Source organism: Streptomyces sp. R41, assembly GCF_041053055.1.
Classification (GTDB): Bacteria; Actinomycetota; Actinomycetes; order Streptomycetales; family Streptomycetaceae; genus Streptomyces.
This window is the reverse complement of sequence record NZ_CP163443.1, coordinates 1,272,845-1,294,153: the sequence shown is the minus strand read 5'-3', so window position 1 is coordinate 1,294,153 and position 21,309 is coordinate 1,272,845. Positions and strand designations below refer to the sequence as shown.

The window sequence follows — 21,309 nt, the reverse complement described above, 5'->3', positions numbered from 1 at the left end:
GCCTACTCTGGAGGTGTGGCTCGGTCCAACGACGAGATCGCCGCGCTGTTCCACGAATACGCGGACCTGATCTCGATCACCGGAGGCGACGCGTTCAAGGCACGTGTCTACGAGAAGGCTGCCCGGTCGATCGGCGGCTATCACGAAGACGTGTCCACGCTCGACATCAAGGGTCTCCAGGAGATCCCCGGCGTCGGAAAGTCGATCGCGGAGAAGGTCGTCGAGTACTTCCGCAGCGGCAGCGTGTCCGCCGTCGAGAAACTGCGGGCGAAAATCCCCGCGGGTGTCCGAGGGCTGACAGCCATCCCCGCACTCGGCCCGAAGAAGGCGATGACGCTGTACGAGGAGCTGGGCATCTCCTCGATCGAGGAACTGGCCGATGCCATCCACGAAGAGAAGCTGCGCGACCTGAAGGGCTTCGGGCCCAAGACGGAGGAGAACATCCTCCACGGCATCGCTCTCCTGCAGTCCTCCGGAGACCGGGCCCTGCTCGATGTCGCCATGGACCTGGCCGAGGACATCGTCGCCGAACTGTCCGGCGTGACCGGCTGCCGGCGGTGCACGTACGCCGGGTCGCTGCGCCGCGTCCGCGAGACGATCGGCGACATCGACATCCTGGCCGCGGCGACCAAATCGGCGCCGATCATGCGGGCGTTCACCGAACTGCCGTACGTCACGGAGGTCATCGCGCGGGGTGAGACCAAGACGTCCATCCGCACCACCAAGGGCCTGGCCGTCGATCTGCGTGTCGTGCCGCCGGACTCCTGGGGAGCGGCCCTGCAGTACTTCACCGGCTCGAAGGCACACAACATCCGCACCCGGGAACTGGCCGTGCACCAGGGGCTCAAGCTCTCCGAGTACGGACTGTTCGACGTCGAGAGCGGGGAGAAGATCGTTTCCGAGACGGAGGAGGCGGTGTACGCACGGCTCGGCCTGCCGTGGATCCCGCCACCACTGCGCGAGGACCGCGGAGAGATCGAGGCCGGGCTGCGGGGCGAGTTGCCCGACCTGGTGACCGAGGCGGACCTCCGGGGCGACCTGCACACGCACACCGACCTCACCGACGGCCTCGCCTCGCTCGAGGAGATGATCGCCGCGGCCGCGGAGCGCGGCTACGCGTACTACGCGATCACCGACCATGGACCGAACCTGTACATGCAGCGGATGACCGACGAGCGGATGCTGGCCCAGCGCGAACAAGTACAGGAACTCGACGGCACGTACGACACACACGGCAGTCGCGGCGGCATGCGGCTGCTGCACGGCGTGGAGCTGAACATCGACCCCGACGGCGAGGTGGACTGGCCGGAGGAGTTCCTGGCCGGCTTCGACCTGTGCGTGGCCTCGGTGCACTCGCACTTCAACCAGGGGCGCGCTGAGCTGACCCGCCGCATCGTACGGGCCTGCGAGAACCCGTACGTCAACATCATCGGCCACCCCACCACCCGCATCCTCGGCAAACGGCCGGGCATCGACGTCGACCTCGACGCGGTCTTCGCCGCCTGCGCGCGTACCGGCACGGCCCTGGAGATCAACGCCCATCCGCACCGGCTCGACCTGCGCGACGAGGACATCCTGCGGGCCAGGCGGCACGGCGTGACGTTCGCCATCGACAGCGACGCCCACTCCATCCTCGACCTGGCCGCCATGCGCTACGGCGTGGGGACGGCGCAGCGCGGCTGGCTGACCAAGGACGACGTGATCAACACCTGGCCGCAGACGCGGTTGCGGCGCTTCCTGCACAAGGGGCGGGCGAAGCGGCGCGCCGCGGCGTGAGCGAGTTCCGGCCGGGCGCCGTCCTGTGCCGCTCGCCTGTGATCAGCGAGGCTGGTAGGCCTTGGGGAGGCGCATGCCGCGGTCGGCCATGATCTGCCGTACGTGGTTGGGGTAGTTGGTGATGATGCCGTCCACACCCATGTCCATGAGCGCCTCGACGGTGGCCGGATCGTCGCAGGTCCACGGGACGACCTTGAGACCCCTGGCGTGTGCCTCGGAGATCATCGTCGGGTCGGGGTAGAAACGGAAGCCCGGGTCGCCGACCTTGCCGCTCTGCGGGAAGCCGTAGTTGGGGGAAAGGGCTTTGACACCGGGGATGGTGGCGGCTGCCTTCACGAAGTCGCCGCCGTAGTCGTCGGCGTCGATCCCGCCCAGCCAGGGGGAGGAGCCGGGCCGGCCGACCTGGAGGAAGTCGTAGTTCGTCAGCGCGACCAGCGGCCACTTCGGCGCCAGCTTGTGCATCGCCTTCAGGGCGCCCCAGTCGAAGGACTGGATGGTGACCTGGTCCTCGATGCCCGACGCGTGGATCTCTTCGTAGACGCGACGCACGAACAGCTCACGCGGCGCGGTCTGTTCGGGCGCGCCCGCCTCGACCTTCGTCTCGATGTTGAGAGTGACCTGCTTGGCGCGGTAGCTCTTGACCAGGTTCAGGACGTCCTTCAGCTCGACCATCCGGAAACCCTTGACCACCTCCTGCTCGGGGAAACCGGGCAGCTGCTGGTAACCGCAGTCCATGGTCTTGATCTGGGCCAGCGTGAGGTCTTTGATGTACTTCCCGACGTACGGGAACATCGGGTCGCCGGGCGTGACCGGCGCCGTGTCACGGCACTTCTGGGCGCTGATCTGCCGGTCGTGATTGACGACGACCTTCTCGTCCTTGGTGATGTGGGTGTCGAGCTCCAGGGTGGACACTCCGAGGCGCAGCGCCTTGCCGAATCCCTCCAGGGACTCCTCGGTCGTCATACCGATACCGCCGCGGTGGGCCTGCAGGTCGAAGTGGGTCTTCTGAGGCGGCGTGCCGGAGCCGGATTCCGTGGTCGCATGAGCGGCCACCGGAAAGGCGAATACCGGCACCAGCGCCACGCAGGCGAGGAAATGTCTTGAGGACATGGAAAGCCTTACTTCTGTTGGTTCGAGCGGACCAGAAGACGCTAGTTCGATCCCGGACGTGCTCAACAGCCTGGACATGATGGTGTCGTGAATGCTGGAAGAAGCCTTCCGGCCGACGGGCAGCCCGCTGCCAGGCGGTACCGCCTCTCCGCTCGAGGCGGTACCGCCTGGCGAACCGCCGGCTGTCAGCGTGCGCCCGTCCAGTTGTGGGCGACGTCCACCACTACACGGTCGGTCAACTGCACTACCCGGAAGGGCAGTCGGGCGCGGACTCCGAGTCCGACCTGCGTCTCGCCCTCGAAGCTGCCCGCGAACCGAGTGTCCCTGAAGGTGCGGTATCCGGTGAGGTCCACGCCCGGCAGGGGGCGACCTGCCCGCGCGGGGTAGGTGGGTGCGCCGGTCTCGGGGTCGTAGCCGGGTGCGGCCACGCGCACCTCGAGGACGGCTCCGCCGCCGACAGGTATGAGGCGACCCGATCCGTCCTGGTAGAGGTGGTCGACATACCTGACCCAGTAGCCGAGGCCGTCGCTGCCGCCGCCGGGGATGTCGAAGACCATCCGGTCGTAGCAGGCGTGGCGGCCGGTCCTGATGTCCGTCAGCGGCGCCGTCGTGCTGGAGGCGGCCTTTTTGTCCAGGCTGCCCCAACCGGTGGGGCAGGCAGTGGTCTGTGCGGTGGTGAGCGTGGCGGCGTCGGCCGGTACCGGCGCCATCCCCAGCGCAGCGCCCATGAGCGCCAGCGTCACCCATGTTTTTCTGATTCGTCTCACTGTGTCCCCCAAGACAGCTATGTGACTGATATTGGCTGAGACAACCGGGTTGGCCGAAAGGTTGCGTTATTTCCGAGCCTCCGGGCAGCTGAGGTAAGGCGCGCAGCGCCTGTGCGAAGGGGGTGTGGGCGAGGTGTTCGGTGCTCGGCGGCGGCGGGGAGAAGAAGGCACTGCATCCGCATCAGTGAGCTCTACCACTACGGCACGGACGGCCATACGACGAAGTGACCGCCTTTCCGGCAGGTGCCGGAAGCAGTTCCGCAGGCCGCATGGGTGGCGAGGCATCCGCGGGCCGCTGGCGCGTTTCCATAACGGGGCGTCAGATTGTCCAATTCCCCTTTGAATACCCAGGGTTACCTCTGCGTAGCGGATAAGACTTGCTATCGTGCTACTCGTTGGTAGCAAGCTGACGGGGGTCACGAGGAGCCGGCGCACGCATCGCTGCTGCTCTTCGGGCGGGTTGGCCGAGACGGACGGTCTGGCAAGGGGGCCAGGTGTCCGCGGCTTCAGCGCGTACGCGTTACGCGGCCTTCGAACTCCAGTTTCCCTCGCTCATTTATCCGAACAGGTGAGACTCGTCATATGGCTCGTTCCCTGGTCGAATTGCTGACCGCGCATGCCTCGCAACAGCCCGACCGGACCGCCTACCGCTATCTCGTCACAGGTGACTGTGACGGAGAGATCCAGGACATCTCCTACGGGCGTCTGGCCGGCCGGTCCCGAGCCGTCGCCGCCTGGCTGCAGGAGCGCGGCCTGGCCGGTTCCCGTGCGATGCTGCTGTATCCGCCCGGCCTCGAGTTCATCTGCGGCTACCTGGGCTGCCTGTCGGCCGGAGTCGTCGCCGTGCCGGGCGTGCCCCCGCAGGGGCGCTCGCAGAACCACCGCGCCCTGATCCGCATGAAGCGCCTGATAGCCGACGCGGACGTCAAGGTGATCCTGGGCGGCCGCGAGGTGATCGCCACCCTCGGAGCCATGGCGGAACACCTGCCCGAACTGGACGGCATCACCTGCGTCGCCACCGAGGACATCCCCGACCAGGCGGCCGACTCCTGGCGCGAACCCGACCTCACCGCCGACTCGGTCGCCTTCCTCCAGTACACCTCCGGGTCCACCTCCGCCCCGCGCGGCGTGATGGTGACCCACGGGAACCTGCTGGACAACGAGCGGGTCATCACGGAGCGGATGGGCCACACCCCGGACACGATCGCGGAGTACGACCACGAACTGTTCGTCAGCTGGCTGCCCGTGTACCACGACATGGGTCTCATAGGCCCGGTCCTGAACACGGTCTACCTCGGCGTGACCGCCACGCTCTTCTCACCGCTGCACTTCCTGCAGCAGCCCCAGCGCTGGCTGACCGCCCTCAGCCGCTACCGCCCGCACACCAGCGGCGGCCCCAACTTCGCGTACGAGCTGTGCCTGAAGCACGCCACGCCCGACCTCCTCGATGGACTCGACCTCAGCCGGTGGAAGGTCGCCTTCAACGGCGCCGAACCGGTGCGGGCCGCCACCCTTCGGCGATTCACCGAAGCCTTCGGAGCGGTCGGCTTCCGCCGCGAGGCCCTGTACCCCTGCTACGGCCTGGCCGAGGCCACCCTGATGGTCACCGGCAGCTCGGTGCAGGCCCCGCCCACCCTGATCGAGGCCGCCGAGACCGGGCCGCACGCCGGCGCGGCGGACGCGGCGGCGGTCAGCTCAGGGCGGCCCGGTCCCGGCGCGACCGTGGTGATCGCCGACCCCGAGCGGCAGGAGGAGCTGCCCGAGGGCGAGGTCGGCGAGATCTGGGTCGGCGGCGCGAGCGTCGCCAAGGGCTACTGGCGCAACGCCCTCGCCACCCGCGAGACCTTCCGGGCCACCCTCAAGGACCGCGAGGGTCGTTTCCTGCGGACCGGCGACCTCGGGTTCCTGCGCGACGGCGAACTGTTCGTCACCGGCCGCCTCAAGGACCTGATGGTCATCGACGGGCGCAACCACTACCCGCAGGACCTGGAGCTGTCCGCCGAGATGTGCCACTGGGCGCTGCGGCCCGGCTGCACCGCGGCTTTCTCCGTGGACGGCGGAGTCTTCGGCGAGCAGCCCGTCGTCGTCGCCGAGACGGCCCCGGAGGCGGCGGGCGAGACCGAGAAGATCACCGACCTGATCCGCAGCGCGATCGGCGAGGCCCACGGCCTGTCGCTGCGCGACGTCGTGCTGGTCCACCCCGGCACCATCCCCAAGACGTCCAGCGGCAAGATCCAGCGCCGTGCCTCCCGGGCGGCGTACCTCGACGGCACCCTCTCGGTGGTCGGCGAGCCCGCCACGAGATGACGTCACCCGCCGCCGACGGGCATGTCCGCGTCGGCGGCGGCATCACGGTCGTACCGGTCGCACACCGGCCACCCCTGGTCGCGCGCTGCCCGAATCCGTCGTGCGCCGGCCACTTCAGCCGTACGCCCACCGGGCATTCCAGCCGTCCCGCTCGTACGGAAATCGCCTGAGCCCGAGTTCATGAGGACACCTTTTCCAGATGCCTGCGAACGACTCCCCGAAGCAGACCCCCAAGACGTCCGTCACGAACTCCGAGGGTGTGCGGGCCTGGCTTGTGTCGGCCGTCGCCGAGGAGGCCGGGCTCGACCCGCTGACCCTCGACCCCGAGCGTCCGATCGCCGAATTCGGCCTGGGATCACGTCAGTTGGTGACAGTGGCCGCGGAGCTGTCCACGCTGATCGGACGGTCCCTGGAGCCGTCCCTCGTCTTCAACCACCCCACGATCGCGGCGCTCGCCGAGGCGGTTCTCGACGACGGGCTTGCCGTCGCGACGGCGGCGGACGCGACGTCGGCGAGCACGGCCGCGCGGGCCGATGACGACATCGCGATCATCTCCCTGGCCTGTCGCTTCCCCGGCGGCGCCGACGACCCCGAGGCGCTGTGGAGGCTGCTGGTCGCGGGCGAGGACGCCATCACCGAGGTGCCCGCGGGCCGTTGGGACACCCAGGGGCTCTACGACCCCGACCCGGAGGCCACCGGCAAGGCGTACACCCTGCGCGGCGGGTTCCTCTCCGACATCGACCGCTTCGACGCGCCCTTCTTCGGGATCTCGCCGCGCGAGGCCGCGGCCATGGACCCGCAGCAGCGGCTCCTGCTGCAGACCACCTGGGAGACGATCGAGCGCGCCGGGATCGTCCCTCAGACGCTGAACGGCAGCTCCACGGGCGTCTACCTCGGCCTGTACGACAGCGGGTACCTGGCCTCGGCCGGACTGGGGCAGCTCGACGGGCACGTCGGCACGGGCTCGGCGTCCAGTGTGGCCTCGGGGCGCATCGCCTACACCCTCGGCCTCCAGGGCCCGGCGGTGACCGTCGACACCGCCTGCTCCTCCTCCCTCGTCGCCCTGCACCTGGCGGCGCGGGCGCTGGCCAGCGGCGAGTGCGACCTCGCGCTGGCGGGCGGCGCGACGCTCCTTGTGACGCCGCGCGGGCACGTCGAGTTCAGCCGACTGCGCGGGCTCTCGCCGTCCGGACGGTGCAGCCCGTTCTCGACCGACGCGGACGGCGTGGTGTGGGCCGAGGGCTGCGGCCTGGTGCTGCTCAAACGGCTCGCGGACGCGCGCCGGGACGGCGACCGGGTCCTCGCGGTCGTCAAGGGGTCCGCGATCAACCAGGACGGGCGCAGTCAGGGCCTCAGCGCCCCCAACGGCCCCGCCCAGGAGCGGGTGTTGCGCGCCGCGCTCGACGCCGCCGGGCTCCGGCCGGACGACCTGGACTACGTCGAGGCGCACGGCACGGGCACACGGCTGGGCGACCCCATCGAGGGGCGGGCGCTGGCCGCCGTCTTCGGACCGGGCCGTCCGGCCGGCCGGCCGCTCGGCGTCGGCTCGCTGAAGTCCAACATCGGGCACACACAGGCCGCGGCGGGCATCGGGGGCGTCATCAAGACGGTGCTGGCATTCGGCCACGAACTGCTCCCGGCCTCGCTGCACGCCGAGAACCCGACCGAGCACGTCGACTGGCCGGACAGCGGCCTCCGCGTGCACAGCAGCGCCCAGGTGTGGCCGCGAGGCGGCGACCGGGTGCGGCGGGCCGGGGTGAGCGCGTTCGGGATCAGCGGGACGAACGCGCACGTGGTGCTGGAGGAGGCGCCGGAGGACCTGGCACGGCCGGCAGCCGAGCGACGGCCCGCCCAGCGGTTGACCGCTGGGCAGCCGCCTGCCGGGCCGAGGCGGGTCGAAGCGCCGGCCGCCCCGCCGAGGCGAGTCGAAGAGCGGACTGCTGAGCCTGATCCAGGCGAACAGCTGCCCGTCGAGCCGAGGCCTGCCGAAGAGCAGACTCGACGGCCGAAGGCCGCCGAACGGCCGTCCGTCGAGGAGCAGTTGGCCGAGTCGAGGCCTGTCGGGGAGCAGTTGGCCGAGTCGAAGCCCGCCGAAGACCATTCGGCTGAGGCGGAGCACTTCGATCCACTGCCCGTCGAGCCGAGCCAAGTTGCCGCGCCGAGGCACGTCGAAGAGCAGTCGGCCGAGGCGAAGCACTCCGAACAGCTGTCCGCCGAGCCGAGCCAGGCCGAGGCGCAGGTACCCGAGCCGAGGCACGTCGAAGAGCAGGCGGCAGGGGGGAAGTGCTCGGAACAGTTGCCCGCCGAGCGGAGCCGGGTCAAAGGGCAGGCCTCCGAGTCGAAGCCCGCCGAAGACCATTCGGCCGAGGCGGAGCACTCCGATCCGCTGCTCGTCGAGCCGAGCCAGGCTGAGGCGCAGGTTGCCGAGCCGAGGCACGTCGAAGAGCAGATGGCCGCGGGGAACCGCTCGGAACAGCTGCCCGCGGAGCGGAGCCGGGTCAAAGGGCAGGTTGCCGAGCCGAGGCCCGCCGAAGACGATTCGGCCGAGGGGAGGCGCTCGGGACAGCCCGCCGAGCCGAGCCGAGCCGACGAGCAGACGATCGAGCCGGAGCTCTCCGAACCGTCGCCCCTCGAAGAGCCTACCGTCGAACTGCCCGCAAAGATCCTCTTCCCGCTCTCCGCCCGTACCCTCCCCGCCCTCCAGGGGCAGGCGGCCCGCCTGGCCGAAGCGCTGGCGGCGCAGCCGCAGTTGCCGTTGTCCGGTGCGGCCGCGACGCTGACCCACCACCGCACGCACTTCGAGCACCGAGCCGTCGTCCAGGCCGCCCACCGCGACGAATTGCTCACCGCGCTCCACGGTCTCGCCGAGGGGCAGCCCGACGCCGACCTGACCGTCGGCCCCCAACAGGCCCTGCCCGCAGCCAAGTTGGCCTTCGTCTTCCCCGGTCAGGGCTCCCAGTGGGCCGGCATGGCCCGGGATCTGCTCGACGGCTCCCCGGTGTTCGTGGACGAACTGGACCGCTGCGACGCCGCCCTGCGCCCGTTCACCACCTGGTCGGTGGCGGCCGTCCTGCGCGGTGACGCGGGCGCCCCGCCCCTGGACCGCGTGGACGTCGTCCAGCCGGTCCTCTTCGCCGTGATGGTGTCCCTGGCCGCCGTGTGGCGGGCTCGGGGCGTACGCCCGGACGCAGTGATCGGGCACAGCCAGGGCGAGGTGGCCGCGGCCTGTGTCGCCGGGGCGCTCAGCCTCAACGACGCGGCGGCGGTCGTCGCCCTGCGCAGCCAGGCCCTGACCGAGCTGTCCGGCTCCGGCACCATGGCGGTCGTCGCCCTGCCGCACACCGAGGTCGAGGCACGCCTCGCCGAATTCGACGGCCGGGTCTCCGTCGCCGCCGTGAACAGCGGACGCTCGACGGTGATCGCCGGTGAAGTGGAGCCGCTGGAAGCGCTGTTGGCCGACTTCGACCGCGCGCAGGTGTTCGCCCGCCGCCTCGACGTCGACTACGCCTCCCACAGCGCCCAGGTCGAGCCGGTCCGCGCGACGATCCTCGACGAACTCGACGGTGTCATCACCTACCCGACCTCCGTCGCCTGGTACTCGACGGTCACCGGCGAGCCGGTCACCGAGGAGCTGGAAGCGGACTACTGGTACACCAACCTCCGCGAACCCGTCCGCTTCGGGCCCACCGTGGAGCGCATGGCGGCCGACGGATACCGCCACTTCGTCGAACTCGGCCCCCACCCGTCCCTGCTCACCGCACTGCGCACCGTCGCGGAGGACGCCGGCCACGACGACCTGGTCGCCGTCGGATCGCTCCGTCGCGACGAGGACGGGCCCGTCTGCCTGGACCGCGCCGCCGCCGAACTCCACGTCCACGGACGGCACATCGACTGGCGCCGCGTGGTCGCCGACGCCGAACCGGCGGACCTGCCGACGTACGCCTGGGACCCGCAGCGCTACTGGATCGAGCCCGAGTCCGCCGCCGGCGCCCCGGGCCTCTTCGACCGTGCCGCGCACCCGCTGCTCGGCATCCAGCTGCAGTCCGCGGACGAGACCCGCTGGACCTTCCGCAACGAGTGGTCCACGGCCACCGCCGACTGGCTGCCCGACCACACCGTCTTCGGGCGGACCGTGGTGTCGGGCACCACACTGATGGAGCTGTGCCGCGCCGCGCTCGCCGTGGCCCGCCCGGACGATCCGGGTGACGTCACCGACTTGTTCCTCCTCGCGCCCCTCACCCTGCCCGAGTCCGGCACGGCCGAGGTGTCGGTCGAGGTGTCCACCGCCGGTCCCGTGCCGGAGATCACCGTGCACAGCCGTCCGCGCGGCCAGGAGGCCATGGGCTGGACCCTGCACGCCACGGCGTCGGCGGCCGAGCCCGCACCGGTGACGGCGGGGCAGCCGCCGGTGTGGCCGCAGGCCGCCGAACCGGCCTGGAGCGAGGAGACGTACGAGCGGCTCACCGGGCTCGGCCTCGGCTACGGCCCGGCCTTCCAGGGCGTACGGTCGGCGGTCGCGACCGGTGACGGCGAGCTGCTGGCCCGGCTCTCGCTGCCGTCCGTGGTCCGCGACGCGGCGGACCCGTACCCGGTCCACCCGGCGCTGCTGGACGCCGCGCTGCACGTGACCGCCGCGTTCGACGCGTCCGAGGGCCGCGTGCTGCTGCCGGTCGCGGTGGGCCGCTGCGTCCTGCCGCTCGGCGGCGCGAGCGAACTCACCGCGCGCGTACGCCGATCGGGCGGCTCCGGGACAGACCTCACCCTGGACGTGACGCTGTGGGACGCGGACGGTCTCCCGGCGGGCCGACTGGAGGGCGTACGGCTGCGGGCCGTGGACCCGGCGGACCTGAACGGCGGCTCGGAGAGCGGCAGGCACCTGTACGAGGTGGTCTGGACAGCGGCGCCCGAGGAGCCCACCGGGACGCCGGGTACCGACTGGGCCGTCGTCGGAGACCGCTCGGACCCGGAGGTCGTCGCAGCCTTGCGAGGCCTTGAGGCGTCGGGGATCGAGGTGCGCGAGACGGGCGCCGACGTCCTCGTACGATTCTGGCCGCGCCCGGGGACGGACGCCGAACCGGCCGTCGCCGCACAGGAGTTGGCGGCCACGGCACTGGCCGAGCTGCAGGCCCTGATCGCCCTCCCGGAGGGCGAGGCGCCGACTCGGACCGTCTGGGTGACCCGCGGCGCGGTCGCGGCCGGCGACGGGGACACGGTGCCCGGCCTGGCCCAGTCGGTGCTGTGGGGCCTGGCCCGAAGCGCCCGCACCGAACACCCGGACCTCGGCCTGACCCTGCTCGACCTCGACGGCGCCGATCCCGTGGGCGTCGCCCTGCCGGCCACCGCCGCACACACCGACGAGCCAGAACTAGCCTTCCGCGCGGGCGCGTTGCTCGTACCCCGGCTGGTGCGCGCCCGCGCGCCGGAAACACTGCGGATCCCGGCCGGGGACCACTACGAGCTGGCCGGTCTACCGGCGGACCCGACTCTTCGCGCGGTGGCGTCCCAGGCCTCCCTGGCCCCCGGCCAGGTGAGGATCCAGGTGCACGCGTTCGCCGTGCACCCCAACTCGGCCCGCCTCCCCGGTGACGAGACACTGTGCGCCGGTGTGCTCACCGAGGTCGGCGCCGACGTCGAGGAATTCGCCCCCGGCCTGCGGGTCGTCGCCCTCGCCGACAGTGCGCCCGGCTCCGAGGCGGTCGCCGACGCGCGGCTGGTCGCGGTGCTCCCGGACGACCTGCCGTTCACCGGCGCTGCCGTCCTGCCCCTCGCCCTCACTGAAACGGTGGACCGTGAACAGCTCGGTGCGGCCCTGCGCGAGGCCGTCACCGCCAGGCAGCCGCGTCCCGCGCACACCCGGGTCCTTCCCGTCACGGCTGCCCGCGAGGCGATACGCCGGGGGATCGCGTCCGGCGGCCCCGTAGTCCTCGACCTGGTCGGCCGCCCCACCCTGGTGCCCGCCGACGGCACGGTGCTGATCAGCGGAGGCCTGGGCGCGGTCGGCCGGCACATCGCCCGGCTCCTGGCTGAACATGGCGTCCCACGCCTGCTGTTGACTTCCCGTCAGGGCCCCGACGACCCACGTGCCGCCGAGGTCACCGTGGAACTGACCGCGCTCGGCGCCGAGGTCGAGGTGGCGGCGTGCGACATCGCGGACGCGGCGGCCGTGGCCGACGTACTCGGCCGTATCGGCGATGAGTTGCCGCTGCGCGGCGTCGTGCACTGCGCCGGCATCCTGGCCGATGGGGTGGTCGCCGAGCTGACGCCCGAACGCCTGGCACAGGTGCTGCGCCCCAAGGTCGACGGCGCCGCCCACCTGCACCGGCTCACCGCCGACGCGCCCCTCGACCTCTTCCTGCTCGTCTCCTCGGCCGCGGGCGTCGTAGGCAACGCGGGCCAGAGCAACTACGCGGCGGCCAACGTCTTCCTCGACCAACTGGCCCACCATCGGCGGTCCTTGGGCCTGCCCGGCGTGTCGGTGTCCTTCGGCGCCTGGGCGGGTGAGGGCCTCGCCGCCGAACACGCCGACCTGGAGCGGATGGCCCGCCTCGGCCACCGCGCCCTCACCCCCGACCAGGGCCGCGACCTCGTCGAACTCTCCCTGCGGCGCGGCGCACCGCATCTGGTCGCCTGGGCCCTGGACCTGCCCCGCCTGCGCGACAACTCGACCACCGTCGGCGGTACTTCTGCGAGTCTGTGGCGCTCGCTGCTGCCCGCGCCCCGCACCGGCCGGGACGGCGGCGACGGCCTGGCGGACCGCCTGGCCCGGCTGCCGGAGGCCGAACGCGCCGAACGGGTCCTTGCCCTGGTCCGTGAGGAGGCCTCGCGCGCCCTCTGCCTGCGCTCGGCGGAGTCCGTCCGCCCCGACCAGCCGCTGCGCGAACTCGGCATGGACTCGGTGACGGCGGTCGACCTCCGAAACCGCATCGGCACCCGCATCGGCGCCAAGCTCCCGGCCACCCTGCTGTTCGACCACCCCACCCCGGCCCGGCTCGCCGAGTACCTGCTGACCACCGCGCTCGCTACCGGCAGCCGTACGACCCGCCGGACAGCACCCGACACGCAGCCAGCCCGGACGACGGCGTCGGCGTCCGACGAGCCGGTGGCCCTGGTCGCCATGGCATGCCGCCTGCCCGGCGGCGTGAGCGATCCCGACGGCTTGTGGCGTCTGGTGGCGGAGGGCCGAGACGCGGTCGGTCCGTTCCCGGCGGGACGCTGGGACGTGGAGTCGCTGTACGACCCCGACCCGGAGGCCCTGGGCAAGTCGTACGCCCGGGAAGGCGGCTTCCTGGAGGACCTCGAGTCCTTCGACGCGGGGTTCTTCGGGATCACTCCGAAGGAAGCGGCAGCCATGGACCCGCAGCAGCGCCTGCTGCTGGAGACGGCGTGGGAGGCGCTGGAGCGCGCCGGTATCGTGCCCGCGGCGCTGGCGGGAAGCACCACCGGTGTGTACGTCGGCATGTTCGGCAGCGACTACCTGTCGGGCTCCCGGCTCGATCAGCTGGACGGATACGTCGGTACGGGGTCGGCGCTGAGCGTGGCCTCCGGCCGGCTGGCGTATGTGCTGGGGCTGGGCGGCCCGGCGCTGACGGTGGACACGGCATGCTCGTCGTCGCTGGTGGCGCTGCATCTGGCGGCGCAGGCGCTGCGGTCGGGCGAGTGCGACCTGGCGCTCGCCGGCGGCGTGACGCTGATGGTCACGCCTCAGACCTTCGTGGAGTTCAGCCGCCTGCGGGGATTGTCCCCGACCGGCCGCTGCCGCTCCTTCTCCGACGGCGCCGACGGCGCGATCTGGGCCGAGGGCGCGGGCATGGTCGTACTGAAGCGGCTGAGCGATGCGCGGCGCGACGGTGACGAGGTGCTGGCCGTGCTGCGTGGCACGGCCGTCAACCAGGACGGCCGCAGCCAGGGGCTGTCCGCGCCGAACGGTCCGGCTCAGGAGCAGGTGATCCGGCGGGCGTTGGAGCTGTCGGGACTCGGCCCGGCCGACATCGACTACGTCGAGGCGCACGGGACGGGCACGACGCTGGGCGACCCGATCGAGGCGAACGCCCTGTCGGAGGTCTTCGGCGACTCGCGTCCGCCCGGCCGCCCGCTGTACCTGGGATCGCTGAAGTCCAACATCGGGCACGCGCAGGCGGCTTCGGGTGTGCTCGGGCTGATGAAGGTGGTGCAGTCGCTGCGCCAAGAGACCCTGCCGCGCACCCTGCACGCCGACACTCCCAGTCGCCACGTCGACTGGGACGGCAGCGGGCTCCAGCTGCTGCAGGAGGCGGTCGACTGGCCGTCGTCGCAGGAGCGCGTCCGGCGCGCCGGCGTGAGCGCCTTCGGGATCAGCGGAACCAACGCGCACCTGATCGTGGAAGAGGCGCCGCCGGTCGAGGCAGAGCCCACGGGCGAACTCCCTCCCGGGAAACGGCTCTTCGTCCTTTCCGGGCGGAGTGAGAGCGCGGTCCGGGGGCAGGCCGCACGTTTGGCCGAACACCTGAGGGACGACACCGTCGCCCTGCCGGACATCGCCCACACCCTCGCGCGGCACCGCAGCCACTTCGAGCGGCGCGCCACGATCGTTGCGGGCGACGCGAACGAACTGCGCACCGTGCTCGACGCGTTGGCGACCGGACGGAAACCCCTGGCGCCACCGCGCGAGGAGCAGACGGGCAAAGTGGCCTTCGTCTTCGCCGGGCACGGCGGTCAATGGCCGGGCATGGGCCTGGAGTCGATGGCCGACTCGGAGGCGTTCCGGGATGAGCTGGCCCGCGTCGACGAGGCGGTACGGCGGCACGTCGGCTGGTCGGTGCTCAACGTGCTGCGGGCGCCGGAGGAGTTCTCCCCTCTCGACCGGACGGAGTACCTGCAGCCCGTGCTGTTCGCGGTCAACGCGGCGCTGGCCGCCGCGTGGCGTGCGCTCGGCGTCACCCCGGACGCCGTGGTCGGGCACAGTCTCGGCGAGATCGCCGCCGCGTACAGCGTGGGCGCCCTCACCCTGGACGAGGCCGTGACGGTGGTGAGCGGGCGCGCCCAGGCGGTCGTACCACTGGTCGGGCACGGCGGAATGCAGGCCGTCGAGCTGCCGCGCGCCGAGGTCGAGAAGCTGCTCGCCCCGTACGCGGACCGGCTGTTCGTAGCGGCGGTCAACAGCCAGAATTCCACGGCCGTTTCCGGCGAGACCGACGCGCTGGCCGAGCTGCGGCAGCACCTGGAGGAGCGGGCGATCCCCGTCCGACGGCTGTCGACGGCGTTCGCCTCGCACACCCCGCTGATGGACCCGCTCCGCGAGGAGCTCCTCGACCGCTTCTCCGGCGTCCGGGGCACGCGGACGCCGACCCCGCTGTACTCGGCGGTGCTGGCCGAACCCGTACCCGGTGACCGACTGGACGCCGAGTACTGGTTCGCCAACCTCAGGCAACCCGTCCGTTTCGCGGACGCGATCCGACGGATGCTGGACGACGGCTACCGCTACTTCGTGGAACTGAGCCCGCACCCCTCGCTGATCCCGTCGATCGAGGCGGTCGCCGCCGAGGCCGGGATCGACGCGGTCGGCGTCGGCTCGCTGCGCAGGCAGCAGGACGGGCGCGACGTTCTGCTGCGCAGGCTGGGGGAGTTGTACGAGGCCGGGCACACGCCCGACTGGCCGGTGGTGTTCCGGGAGGGCCGCCGGATCGACCTGCCCACGTACGCTTTCGCCCGCGAACGCCACTGGCTCGCGCCCGCCCCGGCCGCAGCGTCGGGCGCGTCGCCGCTCCTTGGCACGCACATCGAGGCCAGCGACGAGCCCGAACGGCACATCTTCCAGAGCGACATCGACCTGCGCGACAGCCGTTTCGGTTATCTCACGGACCACCGGGTGACCGGTGAGGTCTGGCTGCCCGGCGCCGCCTTCCTCGGCATGGCGTTGGAGGGCGCCTCCGCTCTCCACGGCGGCGGCGAAGTGCGGCTGGCCGACGTCAGGTTCATCCAGCCGCTGCGGCTGGACACGGACCGGCCCGTACGGCTGCAACTCGTCCTGCGGCCCGCCGAGGACGGCTTCAGGGACTTCACCATCGCTTCGGCGGCTGCGGGGGAGCGGGGTACGCGGTGGGAGCGGCACGCCGTCGGGCAGGTCGCCGTCGGCGCCATGGAACCCGTGGCCGACGCACGATTCGCCGCGCTGCGGGAGCACTGCACGCAAGAGGTCGACCTGTCGGGCGTCTACGGCCGACTCGCCACACTCGGCATCGACTACGGCCCCGCCTTCCGCGGTCTGGAAGCGGGTCGCCGCGCGGACTCCGCGGCGCTCGGCCGGCTGGCCGACAAGCCCGCTGCCGGCCACCTGCTGCATCCCGCGGTCCTCGACGCCGCCTTCCACGTGGCGGCCCTGCCGGGCAACGCGCCCGAGGGCCGGGCGTTCGTGCCCGCCGGGGTCGGCCGGCTCCGGTTCACCGGACTACGCACCACCCCCACGTGGGTGACCTGCGCACTGCGGTCCGTGGACGGCGACACGGCGACCTTGGACCTGCGGCTCTGGGACGAGAACGAACAACTGGTCCTGGAGGCCGAGGAGTTCGAGCTGGCCGCGCTCTCACCGCTGGACGGCGCGCTCTTCGAGACCAGCTGGCAGCCGCGCCCGGACGCGCACGAGCGGCCCGCCGAGGGCAGTTGGCTGATCCTGGCGGACGAGACAGGGGTGGCCGCCGAACTCGCGGAGCGTCTCGGCTCGTCGGTGCCGCATGTGATCGCCCGCAGGGGCCAGGAGTTCGGCCTGGAGGCCCCGGGCCGGTACATCCTCGACCCGACCGATCCTCAGCACCTGGCCCGGCTGTTCGACGAGGCGTTCACGGACGGGCCGCCCGAGCGCGTGGTCCAGCTGTCCTCGCTCGACGCGCCGGAGATCGGGGATGCCCGTACGGCCGAGGAGGCGGCACGGCTGTGCTGCCTGAGCACCCTGCACCTGGTGCGGACGCTCGCCGACCGCCCGCAGGGCCGAGCCCCCCGGCTGTTCGTGGTCGCACGGGGCAGTCAGGCGGCCGGCGACAGCACTCAGGTGACGCACCCTCAGCAGGCCCTCGCCTGGGGCTTCGGGCTCGCGGTGGCCCAGGAGTACCCGGAGCTGTCGACCACGCTGATCGACCTGCCGGGCACCGACGGCACCGACGCCCTGTGGACCCAGCTGCGGCACGCCGACGACGAACGCCTGGTCGCGCTGCGGGAGTCGGGCCGCCTGGTGCCGCGCCTGGCCCGCACCCGCCCTGACGATGGCGGCCACGCCGAGGTCACCCCGGACGGCGTCCACCTGATCACCGGCGGTCTGGGCGGCCTCGGCCGCGTCGTCGCCGAACGACTGGTCCGCGGTGGTGCCCGCCGACTGGCGCTGATGAGCCGGGGCACGCCCGACGCGGACACCGCCGGCTGGATCAAGGGCCTCCAAGAGCGCGGCGTGACCGTGCACTTGGCCCGCGCCGACGTCGCGGACCGCGACGGCCTGAGTGCCGCCCTGGAGGCCGTACGACGTGAAGCCGGCCCCATCGCCGCAGTCGTCCACGCGGCCGGTGTCCTCGACGACGCCACGGTGGCGAACCTGACGGACGAACGCGTCCTGCGCGTCCTCGCCCCCAAGGTCCTGGGCACCGCCCTGCTCACCGAGCTGATCCCGGAAGCCGGGAACCTGGTCCTCTTCGCCTCGGCGGCCGGTCTCCTCGGCTCGGCCGGGCAGAGCCCGTACTCGGCGGCGAACGCCTTCCTCGACGCCTGGGCACACCACCTCGCCCGGACCGACCGACGGGCGCTGAGCCTGGACTGGGGCACCTGGGAGGGCGTCGGCATGGTCACCGAGTCCGGTGCCCGGGCCGCCGAGGCCGGCCGGTCGGGACTGGTCGCGTTCTCCCCGCAGGACGGCGGCGAACTGTTCGACCGGGTGCTGGCGACCTCCCGCCGCCAGCTCGCGCCCATCGCCCTGGACTGGGAGATGCTGGCGCTCGACCCGGACGCGGCGCGCACCCGCCCGATCCTGGGCGACCTCGTCACCGTCCCGGTGGGCACGGCGGACTCCGACGGCCTCGTCAAGAAGGTGTTCGCGGCGACGACAAACCAGGACCGCGCCGAGTGGCTCGAAGCGTACGTACGGGCCAGGGTCGGCGAGGTCTCCGGAGGTGTCGTGGACGTCTTCGCGACCTCGGCCCTGAAGGAACTGGGCCTGGACTCCCTCATGCTCGTGCGGCTGCGCAACGCCTTCGCCCGCGAGCTGGGCGTCGAGCTCCCCGCCGCCGCCGTGTTCTCGGCGTCCGATGTCCGCAGCCTCGCACGGACGCTGGGCGAGGCGCTCCCCGAGCGGAACACCGCGGCGCATGAGGAGGATCCGCAGGCCGAGGCCGCCGTCGAGGTGCCCGAGAGCGAACTGCGGCCCGCGACCCGCGATGTCGTACGGCTGCTGCGCAGTGCCCAGCCCGGCATGCCGGACGCGGCGCACGGCGTCGGCCTGGCCGTACGGCTCGCCACGCCGACCACCCGCGAGACACTCACCGACATCGTCACCCGGCTCGCCGGACGGCACGCCGCCCTGCGCACGGCGGTCGTCAACAGTGCAGAAGGCGGACGGCAGTTGCGGGTGGTACGCGATGTGGCGCAGCCGGTCCTGAGCTGGACGACCGCTGAGGGCGAACTCGACGCCGTCGACGGTCTGCGCCGGCTGCTGGAGCCGCCGTTCGACCTGGCGAACCCGTCGCTGTGGCGGTTCGAGCTGCTCGACGGCGGTGTGCGGGGCCAGGTCCTGGTGTTCGGCGCGCACCACGCGGTGAGCGATCTGCAGTCGCTGCTGCTGGTGGCGGGGGAGATCGACGCCGAGCTGTCCGGTACCTCGCTCGGCGACGCCGTCACCAACCGCGACATCCATCTGCTGATCGAGGCCCAGCAGAGCGGCGACGCCCCCGGCGCGGGCGCGGCCGAGTGGCGCGAGGCCTTCCACGGCAGCGCGCGTCTTGACCTGACCCTGGCCCGGCCGCGCCCTGCGGCGCGTTCGTACCGGGCCGGCAGTGTGACCGTGGCGATCCCCGATGGGCTCATGGAGCGGGTGTCGGCGGCCGCGAGCGGGCTCGCCATCACGCCCGCCGCCTTCTGCCTCGGCACCCTGACCGTGCTGCTGGCGCGCAAGCGGGAGCGGGAGCGGTTCGTGCTCGCCGTGCCCGTGGACACGCGCATCCACGCCGACGCGTACGACGCGGTGGGCTTCTTCGGAGTGCCGGTGCCGTTCCCGGCCGAGGCCCGGCCGGGCGAGCGGATCGAGGAGGTGCTGCGCCGCACCGACCGCCGCCTCGACCGGGTCCTCGCCAAGGGCGCCATGTTCTCGGACGTGCTGTCGACGCTGGCCCAGCAGGGGCTGTACCGCGCCAATGCCCCGCTGGTGGAGGTGTACTTCAACTACGTACGATCCTCGGCGGGCCGCCTCACCAACCTTGAGGTGCTGCCGGCCGGGACGGGCTACACCGACCTCGACCTGATGATCACCATGACCCCCGACGCGGGCCGGGTCCGCCTCGACCACAACCTCGACATCCTGGACGCGGCGACCTCCACCGGGCTGGGGGAGGAGTTCGTGCGGCTGCTCGCGGAGGCGGTCGAGGTTCCGGCGGCGCAGGTCCGTACGGCGGTCGAGGATCCGATGGCAGCGGTCCGTACGGTGGTCGAGGATCCGATGGCAGCGGTCGGTACCACGCTCGAGGTCGCCCCGGTCGTGGCTGAAACTCGGGCCATGGCTGGAGCCACGGCCGCCGAGGAGCCCGCTGCCTCCCCGCGCCCCTCGCTCGCCCTGGCCGCCACCTTCGCGCTCGGCGATCTGCCGCTGCTGTGCCAGGCCGCGGCCAACGAGGGGACGCGGGACGGCGGTCCGACGGTCGCGGAAGCCCCGTACCACCAGGTGCTTGCCGGCCTGCGCGACCCGTCCGGCGTCTTCGCGGACCCCACCACGGCGGTGGGCGTGGTGCTGTTGCGGGCGGTGGACCTGGAACGGTTCGGCCCGGTGGACGACGCGCTGCTCGCCGAGCTGCGCACCGAGTACCCGGCGGCGCTGCGGGCCCTGTCCGAGCGGACCCGTAAGCCGCTGATCGTCGGCTTCCTGCCGTCCGTACGGGAGGAGGAGCGGCTCGCGCGCTGGGAGCGCGAGATGGCCGCCGAACTGGCCGAGCTGCCCGGCATCGCGGTGCTCCGCCCCGACGACTGGACGCGCCACCACGCCGTCGAGGAACCCTTCGACGAGCGGACCGAGCGGCTGGCTCACCTCCCCTTCACCCCGCGCTTCCAGGCGGCGGTGGCGCTGCGACTGGCCGAGGTCGTACGGGCGGTGCGGCGGCCCGCGCCGAAGGTGATCGCGGTGGACGGCGACGAGACCCTGTGGGGCGGGGTCGCCGGGGAGATCGGCACGGAGGCGGTGGACCTGGCCGGTCCCCGGGCCCTGCTGGCGCGGAGGCTGTTGCAGTGGCGTGCCGCGGGCGCGCTGCTGGCGCTGGTCAGCAACAACGACGAGGACACGGTCCGGGCCGTTCTGGAGCGCCCCGACAGCCTGCTGAAGGCGGAGCACTTCAGCGTGCTCTCCGCCACCTGGGGCCCGAAGTCGGGCCGTCTGGCCGAGACGGCGCGCACGCTCAACCTCGGTCTGGACAGCTTCCTGTTCCTGGACGACAACCCCGTCGAGATCGGGGGAGTGCGGTCGGCGTTGCCGCAAGTACTGTCGGTGACCTGCCCGCCGGCGCCCGAACTGGAGGATTTCCTGGGCCGGTTGTGGCCGCTGGTCCCGGCGGCGGCGACGGCCGAGGACGCGCTGCGGGCGGAATTCTACGAGCAGGAGCGGGAACGGGACGCCGTGCGCGAACAGGCCGGCTTCGAGGAGTTCCTCGCCCAGTTGGAGCTGGAGGTCGACATCCGGGCCCTGTCCGAGGCCGATGTCCAGCGGGCCGATCAACTCGTCCGCCGTACCAACCAGTTCACCCTCCGCGCCCGGTCGGCCGACGGCGGCGATCTCGCCCGGTGGCGGGAGAACGGCGAAGTGTGGACGGTCGCGGCCCGGGACCGCTTCGGCGACTACGGCCAGATCGGCCTGCTGGCCGTCCGCCCGGACGGCGACCAACTCGACGTGCTGGCCTGGCTGATGAGCTGCCGCGCGCTCGGCCGAGGCGTCGAGGAACGCCTGTTGCAGTGGCTGGCCGTCCGCGCGGACGAGCTGGGCTGCGCCAAGGTCCGGCTGACGGCGGAGCGCACCCCGCGCAACGTACCGGCTCGTCGTCTGCTCGCCGCGCTCGGCGGCGGGGACCAGGACGACGAGCGTCTGGAGAGCGTGGCCACACCGGAACACCTGCGGGCATTCCGTTCCTGGCAGCGCCGGTGA

Annotated in this window: 6 protein-coding genes; 4 read left to right on the top strand and 2 right to left on the bottom strand. The window is 72.2% G+C overall.

Features of this window, described 5'->3' with window-relative positions; all coding sequences use genetic code 11:
• Window positions 1-15: 15 nt before the first annotated feature.
• Window positions 16-1,776: a DNA polymerase/3'-5' exonuclease PolX gene (gene polX, locus AB5J53_RS06255; RefSeq protein WP_369244607.1), complete on the top strand. Its 1,761-nt coding sequence runs from the start codon at window positions 16-18 to the stop codon at window positions 1,774-1,776.
• A gap of 42 nt (window positions 1,777-1,818) precedes the next feature.
• Here polX and AB5J53_RS06250 read toward each other — a convergent pair whose 3' ends face one another.
• Window positions 1,819-2,886, bottom strand: a complete 1,068-nt coding sequence (locus AB5J53_RS06250) for a glycerophosphodiester phosphodiesterase family protein (RefSeq protein ID WP_369244606.1) — start codon at window positions 2,884-2,886, stop codon at window positions 1,819-1,821.
• A gap of 185 nt (window positions 2,887-3,071) precedes the next feature.
• The gene (locus AB5J53_RS06245; RefSeq protein ID WP_369244605.1) at window positions 3,072-3,614 is read right to left on the bottom strand and encodes a hypothetical protein; all 543 of its coding nucleotides are present in this window, start codon (window positions 3,612-3,614) and stop codon (window positions 3,072-3,074) included.
• A gap of 621 nt (window positions 3,615-4,235) precedes the next feature.
• Here AB5J53_RS06245 and AB5J53_RS06240 point away from each other — a divergent pair.
• From AB5J53_RS06240 to AB5J53_RS06230, 3 genes are read left to right on the top strand one after another with little or no spacing between them, the layout of a single operon-like run.
• Window positions 4,236-5,960, top strand: a complete 1,725-nt coding sequence (locus AB5J53_RS06240) for a fatty acyl-AMP ligase (RefSeq protein WP_369244604.1) — start codon at window positions 4,236-4,238, stop codon at window positions 5,958-5,960.
• Window positions 5,957-6,130, top strand: a complete 174-nt coding sequence (locus AB5J53_RS06235) for a hypothetical protein (protein WP_369244603.1) — start codon at window positions 5,957-5,959, stop codon at window positions 6,128-6,130. The genes AB5J53_RS06240 and AB5J53_RS06235 overlap by 4 nt, the downstream gene beginning before the upstream one ends.
• A gap of 29 nt (window positions 6,131-6,159) precedes the next feature.
• A complete protein-coding gene (locus tag AB5J53_RS06230) occupies window positions 6,160-21,309 on the top strand; it encodes an SDR family NAD(P)-dependent oxidoreductase (RefSeq protein WP_369244602.1) in 15,150 nt (5,049 codons plus the stop codon).